A 13388-nucleotide genomic window follows, 5' to 3' on the forward strand; every position below is an offset into this window, starting at 1 on the left:
GGGCCGCAAGTACGATCGCCAGCAGCCACCCCGACCACCGGGACGACGACGCAGGGAGCACCATGGCCGAGCCCGCCACCACGCCCGCCACGCCCGCCGAGCCGGCCACCCCGCAGGACGCGCGGCTGAACATCCCGCAGGACGTGGTCGACCACTTCGCCAAGCTCGGCGTGGACCCGTCCACCTTCTCCGGCGGCGATCTGGGCCGCCGGATGGGCATCCGGGTCGTGGAGGCGTCACCCGAGCGGGTCGTCGGCACCATGCCGGTGGACGGCAACCGGCAGCCGTACGGGCTGCTGCACGGCGGCGCCTCGGCCGCCCTGGCCGAGACCCTGGGCTCGGTCGGCGCCATGCTGCACGCCGGCCCCGGCCGCTACGCCGTCGGCGTCGACCTCAACGCCACCCACCACCGCTCGGCGACCTCCGGCATCGTCACCGGCGTCGCCACCGCCGTCTACCGGGGCCGCACCGCCGCCACCTATGAGATCGCCATCACCGACGACCAGGGCCGCCGCATCACCAGCTGCCGGCTGACCTGCATGCTGCGCGACACCTGAGACACCCGCGACACCCGCGACTCCCAAGACGCCTGAGCCCCACTCGGCTACCCGGCCCGCTCCGCGCCCTCGGGCAGCGGCGCGGGCCGCCGCAGCTGGAGCACCCGCCGCGCGGCCTCCCGGCGGCGTGACGTCCCCCGCCCGCCCCCGCCGTCCCCGAGCAGCATCCGCCGCAGTACCGGGGTGGGCACCGCGCGCCGCACCGAGACCGCGGCGAAGCCCCAGCGGGCGAAGAACCGGTTGGCGTCCCGCAGCCCCGGGTGGATGTTGACCGCCACCTGCGCCGCCCCGCACTCCTCGGCGTAGCTGGCGGCGGCGGCCAGCAGCGCCCGGCCCACCCCGCCGCGCCGGAAGCCGTCGCGGACGTACATATAGTCGACATGCGCCGCCCGCACCCCGTGCAGCGGCGACAGCGGACGGTACGTCAGATAGGCCATCCCGGCGATCGCTCCGCCGACCGACGCCACCAGGAAGCGGGTGTCGGGCGTGGCCTGCGCCTGACGCAGCACCACCGCCAGCTCCTCGGCCGTCGGCCCGGGCAGGCCGCGCGACCAGGGGCCCAGCACCCCGTGCACCCGGGCCCAGCTCTCCGCCAGCTCCGGCAGATCCGCCGAGCGCGCCTCGCGCACCGAGATCACGGCCCGCGCCATGGTGCACGCACCTCCCACCGCCAGCGGGCGCCCTGGAGCGCCCGGCCACCGCACCTCCACCGGTGCGGCCGACCCCGCCGACGACGCCGTACGCGGCCGTTCGCTGCGGAGCGTACGTCACCCGCCCGACGCCGGTACAGCCCTCTTCGGCGGCGGGGCGGAGGCTCCGGCGCACACCCGGGTGCGGAGCCGTTTCACCGCGGGCGTACCTGGGCATGCCCCAGCAGCGGAGGGGGACGTGCGGTGAGCGGACAGCAGGCTGCGTGGTGCGGTGCGCCGGCGCGGGCCCCGACCGCGCCCTCCCCGGTCCGGGCCATCCCCAAGGAACTCACTCCTTCCCTCATGTTTGTAACGCTGCGTAATACGCATGCAATACAGTCGGCGCACGATTCTCGGGGCACGGTATGCATACGACCCGCCCCACACCCTCCGGCAGCCCTGCGCTCCGTCCGCAGATCGGAGCGGTAAGACTCCGTGAGCGAACTGAATGCAGCGTCCGATATCCGGACACCCATGCCCCGACCTGCGGATATATGTCCAAGATCATTCCAGGACCCGGACAACGCCGCTCAACTGCGGCTGCGGCGCCACCATGCGAGACAACGACTCGGTGTGCTCATAACAAGACAATCACAGCCTGAGGACACCACTGCCCGTTCCCTCCGGGGGCCTCTAGAGTCACGGCCAGTCACCGCGCCACCGGCTGCTCACGCCCCGAACCGGCGCGCGACTCGGCACCTCGCCTGGAGGAGCCTCCTGAAGAGGAAAGGACTGAACGTGCGTCATCGTTCCCTCGTGGTGCTGAGCGCCACCGTCGCCGCAGGGGCCCTCACCCTGACCGCCTGCGGATCCCGCGGTTCGGACGGCAAATCCGGCGCGGACAGCTCCTCCGGGAGCACCGTCGTCACCATCGGCGTCGACGCCCCCATCTCCGGCGACCTCTCCGCCCTCGGTCTCGGCATCAGGAACTCGGTCGACCTCGCCGTCAGGCAGGCCAACGAGCAGAAGGTCGTCCCCGGCGTCACCTTCAAGATCAAGGCCCTGGACGACCAGGCCCAGCCCTCCTCCGGCCAGCAGAACGCCACCCAGCTCGTCGGTGACAAGACCGTGCTCGGCGTCGTCGGCCCGCTCAACTCCGGTGTGGCGCAGTCGATGCAGAAGGTCTTCGACAACGCCCACCTGGTCGAGATCTCCCCCGCCAACACCAGCCCCGACCTCACCCAGGGCGACAAGTGGGCCTCCGGGGAGAAGGTGCGCAAGTTCAAGTCCTACTTCCGCACCGCCACCACCGACGCCATCCAGGGCCCCTTCGGCGCCCAGTACGCCTACAACGACGCCAAGAAGACCAAGGTCTTCCTCGTCGACGACAAGCAGACCTACGGCGCCGGCCTGGTCGCCGCCTTCAAGGACGAGTTCACCAAGCTCGGCGGCAAGGTGGTCGGCCAGGACCACGTCAACACCAAGCAGAAGGACTTCTCCTCGGTCGTCACCAAGATCAAGTCCTCCGGCGCCGACATCGTCTACTACGGCGGCCAGTACCCCGAGAGCGGCCCGCTCAGCGGCCAGCTCAAGAAGGCCGGCGCCAAGATCCCCGTCATGGGCGGCGACGGCATCTACGACCCCAAGTACATCGAGCTGGCCACCAACCTCGCCGACGGCGACCTGGCCACCTCGGTCGGCGCCCCGGTGGAGAGCCTGGACTCCGCCAAGAAGTTCGTCGCCGACTACAAGGCCCAGGGCTACAGCGAGCCCTACGCGGCCTACGGCGGCTACTCCTACGACTCCGCCTGGGCCATCGTCGAGGCCGTCAAGGCCGTGGTCGACGCCAACGGCGGCAAGCTCCCCGCCGACGCCCGCGCCAAGGTCGTCGACGCCATGAGCACCATCTCCTTCGACGGTGTGACCGGCAAGGTCTCCTTCGACGAGTTCGGCGACGCCACCAACAAGCAGCTCACCGTGTACGTCGTCAAGGACAACGCCTGGACCGTCGCCAAGACCGGCACCTTCACCGGCTGATCCCGCACCGCCCCACCCGCGCGCGGGGGCGCCACCCAGCGCCCCCGCGCGCCGCCACATCCGTCCCCCACCCGGCACAACCGGAAGCAACACGGAGGCCCTGCGGTGCACGAACTGCCGCAACAGCTGGCCAACGGCCTGATCCTCGGCTCGATGTACGGGCTGATCGCCATCGGGTACACGATGGTCTACGGCATCGTCCAGCTCATCAACTTCGCCCACGGCGAGATCTTCATGACCGGCGGCTTCGGCGCCCTCACCACCTGGCTCGCCCTGCCCAGCGGCACCTCGATCTGGCTCGCCCTGCCGCTGATGCTGATCGGCGGCATGATCACCGCCGTACTGATCGCCATGGCGGCCGAACGGTTCGCCTACCGCCCGCTGCGCGGCGCCCCCCGCCTCGCCCCGCTGATCACCGCCATCGGGCTCTCCATCGCCCTCCAGCAGGCGGTGTGGGCCTGGTACCCCCAGGCCAAGGACGCCCGCACCTTCCCGCAGATCTCCGGCGGCCCGTTCAGCATCACCTCGTACATATCCGTGCAGCCCGCCGACCTCTTCGTGCTGCTCGCGGCGCCGCTCTGCATGCTCATCCTCGGCACCTTCGTCCGCAAGACCCGCACCGGCCGCGCCATGCAGGCCACCGCGCAGGACCCGGACACCGCCAAGCTGATGGGCATCAACACCGACCGCATCATCGTGGTCGCCTTCGCCCTCGGCGCCGTCTTCGCCGCCGTCGCCGCCGTCGCGCACGGCCTCCGCTACGGCCAGGTCGACTACCAGATGGGCTTCATCGCCGGCGTCAAGGCGTTCACCGCAGCCGTCCTCGGCGGCATCGGCAACATCTACGGAGCCATGCTCGGCGGACTCGTCCTCGGCGTCGCCGAAGCGCTGGCCACCGCCTACATCGCCGACATCCCCGGCATGCAGCAGCTCGGCAGCAACTCCTGGGCCGACGTCTGGGCCTTTGTCCTCCTCATCGTCGTCCTCCTCGTCCGGCCCCAGGGGCTGCTCGGGGAGCGCGTCGCGGATCGAGCGTGAAACCGATGACCACTCAGAACCCCGGCGCCATCGAGCGCACCCCCGTCATCCCCCTCCCGTCCGGCGCCGCCCGCCCGGCCACCGCCGTCGGGGCCCTCGCCACCGCGGCCTCCGCCTTCCTCGCCTGGACCTGGACCTCCGAGTTCCCCGGCGACCTCACCATCAGCGGCTACCCCGGCGGCCTGCAGATCCTCACCCTGGTCGGCGCGGTGCTCACGCTGCTCTTCACCGCCGCCTCCTACCGCCCCCGGGGCCTGCGCTGGCTCATCCCCACCGGCTCCGACAACGCTGTCGCGCTGCTCGCCCTCGGCACCTTCGCCACCACCTGGTTCACGCTGATCGCCATCAGCACCGAACTCGGCGGCGTCGCCAACCTCGAACCCGGCGGCTATGTCGCCGGCGCGGCCTCGCTGATCTGCCTCGCCGCCGCCCTCGGCCTGCCGCTCGACCGGCGTGCCAAGGACCACCCGCACACCAACCCGGCCGCCGTCCTGCTGCTGCGCGTCTCCTTCGCCAAGCGGCCGCTCAAGGCCCCGGCGCCGCTTCCCGGTTGGGGCGAGATCCTCATCGTCATCGCCGCCTACGCGACCGCGCTCGGCGTCTTCACATACGGCATCGACACCTCCTACGCGGAACTCTTCGCCGGGTTCCTGATCATCGCCGTCTTCGCCGTCACCGCCCTCGGCCAGGCAGGCATCCTCGCCCGGCTCTCCGCCATCGCCATCCGCCAGCGGCCGGTCGCGGTCGCCGCCGCCTTCGCCGCCGCCGCGGCGTTCCCCTTCACCCAGACCGACGACCAGTACGCCACCATCGGCGTCAACATCCTGATCTTCGCCACCGTCGCCCTCGGCCTCAATGTGGTGGTCGGCCTGGCCGGTCTGCTCGACCTCGGCTATGTCGCCTTCCTCGGCGTCGGCGCCTACGCCGCGGCGCTGGTCTCCGGCTCCGCCTCGTCCCGCTTCAGCAGCGTCCACTTCCCCTTCTGGGCCGCCATGCTGACCGGCGCCGCCGCCGCCATGGTCTTCGGCGTGCTGATCGGCGCCCCCACCCTGCGGCTGCGCGGCGACTACCTGGCCATCGTCACCCTCGGCTTCGGAGAGATCTTCCGGCTGGGCGTCCTCAACTCGGACGGCACCTCAGGGCCCAACATCACCGGCGGCCCCAACGGCATCCACGACATCCCCGACCTGAAGGTCTTCGGCTTCGACTTCGGCGACTCCCACGACCTCGGCGGCCTCAGCCTCGGCCGGTTCTCCAACTACTACCTGCTGATGCTGGTGGTCACCGCCATCGTGGTGATCGTCTTCAGCCGGGCCAGCAACTCCCGGATCGGCCGCGCCTGGATCGCCATCCGCGAGGACGAGACGGCCGCCCTCGCCATGGGCATCAACGGCTTCCGGCTCAAGCTGCTCGCCTTCGCCCTCGGCGCCGGACTCGCCGGTCTGGCCGGCACCGTCCAGGCCCATGTCACCTTCACCGTCGTCCCCGAGCAGTACCAGTTCGCCGGCCCGGTGCCGCCCAACTCGGCCTTCCTGCTCGCCGCCGTGGTCCTCGGCGGCATGGGCACCATCAGCGGCCCGCTGATCGGCGCCAGCCTGCTCTACCTCATCCCCGCCAAGTTCCAGTTCCTCCAGAACTACCAACTCCTGGGCTTCGGCGTCGCGCTGGTCCTGCTGATGCGCTTCCGGCCCGAGGGCCTGATCCCCAACCGCAGGCAGCAGCTGGAGTACCACGAGGGCGACCTTCCCGGCGACATCGGCGGCCCCACCGCCGCCACCCCCGCCAAGGACGTCGCCGGCCTCACCCAGGCAGGGGCGTGACCACCATGACCACCGACACCATCGCCACCCCCGCCGGGGCCGCCGCTCCCGCCCCCGGCACCCCGCTCCTCCAGGCCAGCGGCGTCACCATGAGGTTCGGCGGCCTCACCGCCGTCAACAATGTCGACCTCACCGTCAACACCGGTGAGATCATCGGCCTCATCGGCCCCAACGGAGCCGGCAAGACCACCTTCTTCAACTGCCTCACCGGGCTGTACGTCCCCACCGAGGGCACCGTCCGCTACCAGGGCACCGTACTGCCTGCCAAACCGTTCAAGGTCACCCAGGCCGGGATCGCCCGCACCTTCCAGAACATCCGGCTCTTCGCCAATATGACGGTGCTGGAGAACGTCATCGTCGGCCGCCACTGCCGCACCAAGCAGAACATCTTCTCCGCCCTGCTGCGCGGCCCCGGCTTCCACCGGGGCGAGCGGGAGTCCCGCGAGAAGGCCATGGAACTCCTCGCCTTCGTCGGCCTGGACGCCAAGGCCGACCACCTGGCCCGCAACCTCCCCTACGGCGAGCAGCGCAAGCTGGAGATCGCCCGCGCGCTGGCCAGCGAGCCCGGTCTGGTCCTGCTCGACGAGCCCACCGCCGGGATGAACCCCCAGGAGACCCGGGTCACCGAGGAGCTCATCTTCGCCATCCGGGACAAGGGCATCGCCGTCCTGGTCATCGAGCACGACATGCGGTTCATCTTCAACCTCTGCGACCGCACCGCCGTCCTCGTCCAGGGTCAGAAGCTGGTCGAGGGCGACTCCGCCACCGTCCAGAGCGACGAACGGGTCATCGCCGCCTACCTCGGCACCCCCTTCGAAGGCGCCCCCGGCGCCGAGGAGGCCGCCGAGGTCGAGGCGGCGGAGGAGCATGCCGCAGAGGCGCCCGAGGAGTCCGAGGAGAACGACAAGTGACCGCCCTGCTCGAAGTCGAGGACCTGCGCGTCGCCTACGGCAAGATCGAAGCCGTCAAGGGCATCAGCTTCACCGTGGACGTCGGCCAGGTGGTCACCCTGATCGGCACCAACGGCGCCGGCAAGACCACCACCCTGCGCACCCTCTCCGGACTGCTCAAGCCCATCGGCGGCCAGGTGCGGTTCGAGGGCAAGCCGCTCTCCGGAGTGCCCGCCCACCGGATCGTGTCGCTCGGACTCGCCCACTCCCCCGAGGGCCGCCATATCTTCCCCCGGATGTCCATCGAGGAGAACCTGCTCCTCGGGGCCTTCCTCCGCCGCGACAGCGCGGGCATCCAGCGGGACGTGGAGAAGGCGTACACCCTCTTCCCCATCCTCGGCGAGCGCCGCAAGCAGGCGGCCGGCACCCTCTCCGGCGGCGAGCAGCAGATGCTCGCCATGGGCAGGGCCCTGATGTCCCAGCCCAAACTGCTCATGCTGGACGAGCCCTCCATGGGCCTCTCCCCCATCATGATGCAGAAGATCATGTCCACCATCACCGAGCTGCGCGCCACCGGGACCACCATCCTGCTCGTCGAGCAGAACGCCCAGGCCGCCCTCTCCCTCGCCGACCAGGGCCACGTCATGGAGACCGGCCGGATCGTCCTCTCCGGCACCGGCCCCGACCTGCTCCACGACGAGTCCGTCCGCAAGGCGTACCTCGGCGAGGACTGACCCGCCCCACCCGTGCCGGAGGGCCCGGCCGCCCCGCTCCGGGGTGGCCGGGCCCTCCGCCGTCTCCGCCGCCGTCTCCGCCGGCCTCTCCGAGACCGTCTCCGCTACGCCTCGCCGTCCGCCTTCTTGCGGTCCTGGGCGTCGCCCTCCTCGATCACGGCCTCGGCCACCGCCCGCATCGTCATCCGCCGGTCCATCGAGGTCTTCTGTATCCAGCGGAACGCGGCCGGCTCGCTCAGCCCGAACTTGGTCTGGAGCACGCTCTTCGCCCGGTCGACCAGCTTCCGCGTCTCCAGCCGCTGGTTGAGGTCGGCGACCTCGCTCTCCAGCGCCCGCATCTCGGTGTACCGGGAGACCGCCATCTCGATCGCCGGCACCAGGTCGCTCTTGCTGAAGGGCTTCACGATGTACGCCATCGCACCGGCATCGCGGGCCCGGTCCACCAGCTCCCGCTGCGAGAACGCGGTAAGCATCAGCACCGGGGCGATATGCGCCTGGTGGATCTGCTCGGCGGCGGACAACCCGTCCAGCACCGGCATCTTCACATCCAGGATCACCAGGTCCGGCCGCAACTCCTCGGCCAGCTTCACCGCCGTCGCCCCGTCCCCGGCCTCACCGACGACGGTGTACCCCTCCTCCTCCAGCATCTCCTTGAGGTCCAGACGGATCAGCGCCTCGTCCTCCGCGATGACAATCCGGGTGATCTCGGGCGACACGGGCTCGTTCTGCTCGTCGGCGGTGCTCACAGGGCTCCTCGTTCCGGCCGGGTACTGCATGCACGAGAGTATCCAGGCACGCCCGCCGACACACACACGGTAGGCTGCTCACCGACACCCCCGGCCGGGTTGGTGGAATGGCATACACGGATGTCTCAAACACATCTGCCCGAGAGGGCTTGCGGGTTCGAATCCCGCACCCGGCACCAGATAGGCCCGGGCGCCGCCGGGATGGTGGGGCGCCCGGGCGGGTGGGTCAGTGGCGGCGGGGGGCGTCGTCCTCGCCCACATGATGGACGCGGACCAGGTTGGTGGAACCGGCCAGACCGGGCGGCGAACCGGCCGTGATGACCACCACGTCCCCCTTCTTGCAGCGGCCGATCTTCAGCAGCTGGGCGTCCACCTGCTGGACCATCTCGTCGGTGTTCGCGGCGAGCGGCCCGAGGAAGGTCTCCACTCCCCAGGTGAGCGAGAGCCGGCTGCGGACGGCGGGCTCATAGGTGAAGGCCAGCACGGGGATGGGCGAGCGGTAGCGGGTGAGGCGTCGGGCGGTGTCGCCGCTCTGGGTGAAGGCGACCAGGAACCTGGCCCCGAGGAAGTCGCCGATCTCGGCGGCGGCCCGGGCGACGGCGCCGCCCTGGGTGCGCGGCTTGCTGGTGGGGGTGAGCGGCGGGAGGCCCTTGGCGAGGACGTCCTCCTCGGCGGCGGTGATGATGCGGGCCATGGTCTTGACGGTCTCGACGGGGTGCTTGCCGACGCTGGTCTCGCCGGAGAGCATCACGGCGTCGGTACCGTCCAGGACCGCATTGGCGACGTCGCTGGCCTCGGCGCGGGTGGGCCGGGAGGCGTTGATCATCGAGTCGAGCATCTGGGTGGCGACGATCACCGGCTTGGCGTTGCGCTTGGCCAGTTGGATGACGCGCTTCTGGACGAGCGGCACCCGCTCCAGGGGCATCTCCACACCGAGGTCGCCACGGGCGACCATGAAGCCGTCGAAGGCGTCGATGATGGAGTCGAGGTTCTCGACGGCCTGCGGCTTCTCGATCTTGGCGATGATGGGGACGCGGCGGCCTTCCTCCGCCATGATGCGGCGGACGTCATCGGCGTCGCTGCCGCTGCGGACGAAGGAGAGGGCGATGATGTCGGCCCCGATGTCCAGTGCCCAGCGCAGGTCTGCGACGTCCTTGTCGGAGAGTGCGGGGACGCTGACGGCGACACCGGGGAGGTTGAGCCCCTTGTGGTCGGAGACCATGCCGCCTTCGATGACGATGCAGTGCACGCGGGGTCCGTCGACGTCGGTGACCTCCAGGGTCACCCGGCCGTCGTCCACGAGGATCCGCTCACCACGGGAGACGTCGGCGGCGAGGCCGGGGTAGGTGGTGCCGCACATGGTGCGGTCGCCCTCGGCGCCGTCCTCGGTGGTGATGGTGAAGTCGTCGCCGCGCTCCAGGAGGACGGGGCCCTCGGCGAAGGTGGCGAGGCGGATCTTGGGGCCCTGGAGGTCGACCAGGACGCCGACACTGCGTCCGGTCTCGTCGGATGCCTTGCGGACCCTGCGATAGCGCTCTTCGTGCTCCGCGTAGGAGCCGTGGCTGAGATTGAGGCGGGCCACGTCCATGCCGGCGTCGACCAGGGACTTGATCTGGTCGTAGGAGTCGGCGGCAGGCCCGAGGGTACAGACGATTTTTGCTCGGCGCATGAGTCGAGCGTAGGGATTACCGACGCGTAACACGGAAGCGCTGCCGGACCGTCACATGTCGTTCCGGAAAAGGTTCGTTGAACGTTCGGGGGGTGGTTTTCGCTGTCGTTTCGGGTGTCACGCCGGAAGCAGCTCGACGTCGGCGGCGCGGACATAGCCGATGCGGTGGCCGAGCTGGATCACCAGGTGGGGTTCGGTCGCGGTGACGGTGGTGGCGGCGTCGGTGCGGTGCACGGTGGGGGCGGGTCCGCCGCAGGCGTAGCGCTGGCCGGTGTCCAGGTGGGCGAGGGGGACGGCGGCGGGCGCTGCGGTTCCGGCGGGGTAGGCGCCGGGGTCGGGGTAGGCGCGGCCCCAGACGGGGGTGCGGTCGCGGCGGGGCCGGACGGCGGGGCCTCGGACGGGCGCGGTGGTGGGGGCGTGGCCGGGGTCGTGGAGCCAGGCCCGGCGGCCGTCGTACCAGATCGCGGTCCACTCCCCGGTGCGGCCCGCGGTGGCATAGCGCTGGCCGGCGGTGGCGCGGCCGGTGGTGTCGTGCAGGCAGCCGGGGCCGAGCAGCGGGGCCTCGGGGTCGGGGTGGGTGCGCAGCGGCAGGAAGTTGGCGGGCCGGGCGGGGGCGCCGGGGTGCCGGTCGCAGGGGGCGAGCGGCTGCGGGTTGGCCTCCCAGCCGGGGTGGATGGCGATCAGCGGGGCGCCGGGCGGGGCGGTGGCGGCCAGGGGGCGGCCGAGCAGGGTGAGCAGCCGGGCCCAGTCGTAGTAGGGGCCGGGGTCGGTGTGCATGGCGGGGGCGCGTTCGGGGAGGGCGGGTGGGACGTTGTCGTGCCCGAGGAGGTGCATCCGGTCGAGGGGATGCGGTGGCGGTGGGCGAGGTGGGCGGCGAGGGCGGCGGTGGTGCGGTAGAGGGCGTCGGTGAAGCAGTGGTGGCCGTCGGCGGCGTGGCCCTCCTGCTCGATGCCGATCGAGGTCTGGTTGAGGTACCAGTTGCCGGCGTGCCAGGCGATGTCGCTCTCGTCGGCCGTCCGGGTGAGGTGTCCGTCGTGGGAGCGGACGAGCCAGTGGGCGGAGACGCTGCGGGCGGGGTCGCCGAAGATGGCCAGGGTGGTCGGCCAGTCCTCCTCGGTGCTGTGCAGGACGAGGGAGGTGATGGGCAGGTCGCGGGGGCGGTCGGCGCGGTCGTGGTTGGCGGGGTGGGCGGGGGCGGTGTCATGGGGCGGCGGCTGGGTCACGGTGCGGTCCGTCCTCGTCCGGGTGGCGGCTGCGGCTGCGGGTGCTGCGCGGAGTTGTTGCCTGCGTGCCACCTGATCGAAACCTGGGGGGTCTATCGCTGCCGACGGCCGTCAGTGCAGAATTCTACGCGCGTTGCCCCCGCTGGGCCGACGGCTCAGTCCTGCCTTGTTCTGGAGAACGTATGCCTCTCAACCGTCGTGATTTCGTGGCCCGCTCCGCGGCGACTGCGGCCGGTGCCGCGCTGGTCGGCGGCGCGTCGGTGGCCGCCGCGCAGCCCGCTGCGGCCGTGTCCAAGCCCAAGAAGCACGCCGTCACCGAGTCCTTCACCGTGCTGGGCACCACCGACCTGCACGGCAACGCCCTGAACTGGGACTACTTCACCGACGCCGAGTACGACGACAACGACCACAACGATGTCGGCCTGGCCAAGATCTCCACGCTGGTGAACCGCATCCGCAAGGAGAAGGGCCACCACCGCACCCTGCTGATCGACGCGGGTGACACCATCCAGGGCACCCAGCTGAGCTACTACTACGCCCGCGTCGAGCCGATCGACCAGGGTGGCCGGCACGCCCCGGTGCACCCGATGGCGCTGGCCATGAACCGCATCGGGTACGACGCGGCGGCGCTGGGCAACCACGAGTTCAACTACGGCATCCCGCTGCTGCGCGCCTTCGAGAAGCAGTGCCACTTCCCGCTGCTGGGCGCCAATGCGCTGGATGTCAGGACCGAGCGCCCGGCCTTCCCGCCGTATGTCATCCGCAAGGTCAGGACCCACTGCGGCCGCCACATCAGGGTGGGCATCCTGGGCCTGACCAACCCGGGCATCGCCATCTGGGACAAGGCCAACGTCCAGGGCAAGATGACCTTCGGCGGCATCGTGGAGCAGGCCAAGGTGTGGGTGCCCAAGCTGCGCGCGGCCGGCGCCGATGTGGTGATCGTCTCCGCGCACACCGGCGCCGACCAGGTCTCCTCGTACGGCGACCAGCTGCCCTGGCCGGAGAACGCGGGCGTGGCGGTGGCCGAGCAGGTCCCGGGCATCGACGCGATGCTGATCGGCCACGCCCATGTGGAGATACCGCAGCGGATCGTGGTCAACAAGAAGACGGGCCGGAAGGTGGTCCTCGCCGAGCCGCTGAAGTGGGGCGAGCGGCTGGCCCGGTTCGACTTCGACGCGGAGCTGGTGCACGGCTGCTGGCAGGTCACCGGGGTGCGCTCCACGGTGATCAACTCCAACACGGTGCCGGAGGACCCGGCGGTGGTCTCGCTGCTCGCCGCCGAGCACAAGAAGGTCGTCGCCTATGTCAACCAGGTGATCGGCACCTGCAAGGAGGCGCTGTCGATCGCGGAGGCGCCGTTCCGGGACACCCCGATCATCGATCTGATCGGCCGGGTGCAGGTCGACACGGTCAAGGCGGCGCTGGCCGGTACGGCCTACGCCGGGCTGCCGGTGCTCTCCCAGGTGGCCCCGTTCAACCGCACCGCCGCCATCCCGGCGGGCCAGGTGAAGCTGCGGGACGCGGCGGGGCTGTACATCTACGAGAACACCCTGGAGGCCCGCAAGCTGACGGGTGCTCAGCTCCGGGACTACCTGGAGTACTCGATGCGGTACTTCGCCCAGCTGCCGGTGGGCGCACCGGTCGACAAGGCCAAGCTGACCAACGCGGACGGCATCCCCGACTACAACTTCGACTCGGTGTACGGCGTCTCCTACGACGTCGACATCTCCCAGCCGGTGGGCCGGCGGATCGTCAATCTGTCCTACAACGGCGCCCCGCTCGACCCGGCGGCCGAGTTTGTGCTCGCGGTCAACAACTACCGGGCCAACGGCGGCGGCAACTTCCCGCACATCGCCGCCGCCCCGGTGCTCTGGAGCAACTCCGAGGAGATCCGCAACACCATGATCGGCTGGGTGAAGGCCAAGGGTGCCATCGACCCGGCCGACTTCGCCTCGGTCGACTGGCGGCTGGTCCGCGAGGGCGTGCCGGTCTTCTGACCCCGCGTCCCTCCTCGGTGCTGGGGTGATGCCGCGGCGCCTGCTCCG

The 13388-nt window shown here is 70.8% G+C and carries 12 protein-coding genes and 1 tRNA gene; 8 read left to right on the plus strand and 5 right to left on the minus strand.

The window, feature by feature from the left end; all coding sequences use genetic code 11:
* The first annotated feature begins 62 nt into the window (after positions 1-62).
* Positions 63-557 carry a PaaI family thioesterase gene (locus C7M71_RS05740; RefSeq protein WP_111492609.1) on the plus strand — a complete coding sequence of 165 codons (495 nt, stop codon included), beginning with the start codon at positions 63-65 and terminating at the stop codon, positions 555-557.
* A 47-nt stretch (positions 558-604) separates the two neighbouring features.
* On the opposite strand, the gene C7M71_RS05745 is transcribed toward C7M71_RS05740, so the two are convergent.
* The gene (locus C7M71_RS05745) at positions 605-1207 is read right to left on the minus strand and encodes a GNAT family N-acetyltransferase (RefSeq protein WP_111492608.1); all 603 of its coding nucleotides are present in this window, start codon (positions 1205-1207) and stop codon (positions 605-607) included.
* A gap of 777 nt (positions 1208-1984) precedes the next feature.
* Between C7M71_RS05745 and C7M71_RS05750 the strand changes: the two genes are divergently transcribed.
* The 5 genes from C7M71_RS05750 (at position 1985) to C7M71_RS05770 (ending at position 7705) form a co-directional block, all read left to right on the plus strand.
* Positions 1985-3223, plus strand: coding sequence for a branched-chain amino acid ABC transporter substrate-binding protein (locus C7M71_RS05750; RefSeq protein WP_111492607.1), 1239 nt, complete (start codon positions 1985-1987; stop codon positions 3221-3223).
* 105 nt (positions 3224-3328) lie between these two features.
* Positions 3329-4261, plus strand: a complete 933-nt coding sequence (locus C7M71_RS05755; protein WP_111492606.1) for a branched-chain amino acid ABC transporter permease — start codon at positions 3329-3331, stop codon at positions 4259-4261.
* A gap of 5 nt (positions 4262-4266) precedes the next feature.
* Positions 4267-6081 carry a branched-chain amino acid ABC transporter permease gene (locus tag C7M71_RS05760; protein ID WP_111492605.1) on the plus strand — a complete coding sequence of 605 codons (1815 nt, stop codon included), beginning with the start codon at positions 4267-4269 and terminating at the stop codon, positions 6079-6081.
* 5 nt (positions 6082-6086) lie between these two features.
* Positions 6087-6992 carry an ABC transporter ATP-binding protein gene (locus tag C7M71_RS05765; protein WP_111492610.1) on the plus strand — a complete coding sequence of 302 codons (906 nt, stop codon included), beginning with the start codon at positions 6087-6089 and terminating at the stop codon, positions 6990-6992.
* Positions 6989-7705 carry an ABC transporter ATP-binding protein gene (locus C7M71_RS05770; protein ID WP_111492604.1) on the plus strand — a complete coding sequence of 239 codons (717 nt, stop codon included), beginning with the start codon at positions 6989-6991 and terminating at the stop codon, positions 7703-7705. The genes C7M71_RS05765 and C7M71_RS05770 overlap by 4 nt, the downstream gene beginning before the upstream one ends.
* A 104-nt stretch (positions 7706-7809) precedes the next feature.
* On the opposite strand, the gene C7M71_RS05775 is transcribed toward C7M71_RS05770, so the two are convergent.
* Positions 7810-8451 carry an ANTAR domain-containing response regulator gene (locus tag C7M71_RS05775; RefSeq protein ID WP_229758559.1) on the minus strand — a complete coding sequence of 214 codons (642 nt, stop codon included), beginning with the start codon at positions 8449-8451 and terminating at the stop codon, positions 7810-7812.
* Positions 8452-8544: 93 nt separating this feature from the next.
* Here C7M71_RS05775 and C7M71_RS05780 point away from each other — a divergent pair.
* A tRNA-Leu gene (locus tag C7M71_RS05780) sits at positions 8545-8630 on the plus strand.
* A 47-nt stretch (positions 8631-8677) separates the two neighbouring features.
* Here the strand turns inward: C7M71_RS05780 and pyk are convergent.
* The 3 genes from pyk to C7M71_RS05795 form a co-directional block, all read right to left on the minus strand.
* Positions 8678-10120, minus strand: a complete 1443-nt coding sequence (gene pyk / locus C7M71_RS05785; protein ID WP_111492602.1) for a pyruvate kinase — start codon at positions 10118-10120, stop codon at positions 8678-8680.
* 117 nt (positions 10121-10237) lie between these two features.
* Positions 10238-10897, minus strand: coding sequence for a hypothetical protein (locus C7M71_RS05790; protein WP_114914210.1), 660 nt, complete (start codon positions 10895-10897; stop codon positions 10238-10240).
* Complete coding sequence (locus C7M71_RS05795) at positions 10801-11343, minus strand: N-acetylmuramoyl-L-alanine amidase (protein ID WP_162824148.1); 543 nt, start codon at positions 11341-11343, stop codon at positions 10801-10803. The genes C7M71_RS05790 and C7M71_RS05795 overlap by 97 nt, the downstream gene beginning before the upstream one ends.
* 182 nt (positions 11344-11525) lie before the next feature.
* On the opposite strand from C7M71_RS05795, the gene C7M71_RS05800 reads away from it, so the two are divergent.
* Positions 11526-13340, plus strand: a complete 1815-nt coding sequence (locus C7M71_RS05800; RefSeq protein WP_111492436.1) for a bifunctional metallophosphatase/5'-nucleotidase — start codon at positions 11526-11528, stop codon at positions 13338-13340.
* Positions 13341-13388: the final 48 nt, after the last annotated feature.

This window comes from Peterkaempfera bronchialis (assembly GCF_003258605.2).
GTDB classification, from domain to species: domain Bacteria; phylum Actinomycetota; class Actinomycetes; order Streptomycetales; family Streptomycetaceae; genus Peterkaempfera; species Peterkaempfera bronchialis.

Coding starts and splice junctions, on each gene's coding strand:
- C7M71_RS05740 (WP_111492609.1), top strand. CDS start 63: ATGGCCGAGCCCGCCACCACGCCCGCCACGCCCGCCGAGCCGGCCACC.
- C7M71_RS05745 (WP_111492608.1), bottom strand. CDS start 1,207: ATGGCGCGGGCCGTGATCTCGGTGCGCGAGGCGCGCTCGGCGGATCTG.
- C7M71_RS05760 (WP_111492605.1), top strand. CDS start 4,267: ATGACCACTCAGAACCCCGGCGCCATCGAGCGCACCCCCGTCATCCCC.
- C7M71_RS05765 (WP_111492610.1), top strand. CDS start 6,087: ATGACCACCGACACCATCGCCACCCCCGCCGGGGCCGCCGCTCCCGCC.
- pyk (WP_111492602.1), bottom strand. CDS start 10,120: ATGCGCCGAGCAAAAATCGTCTGTACCCTCGGGCCTGCCGCCGACTCC.
- C7M71_RS05790 (WP_114914210.1), bottom strand. CDS start 10,897: ATGCACACCGACCCCGGCCCCTACTACGACTGGGCCCGGCTGCTCACC.
- C7M71_RS05800 (WP_111492436.1), top strand. CDS start 11,526: ATGCCTCTCAACCGTCGTGATTTCGTGGCCCGCTCCGCGGCGACTGCG.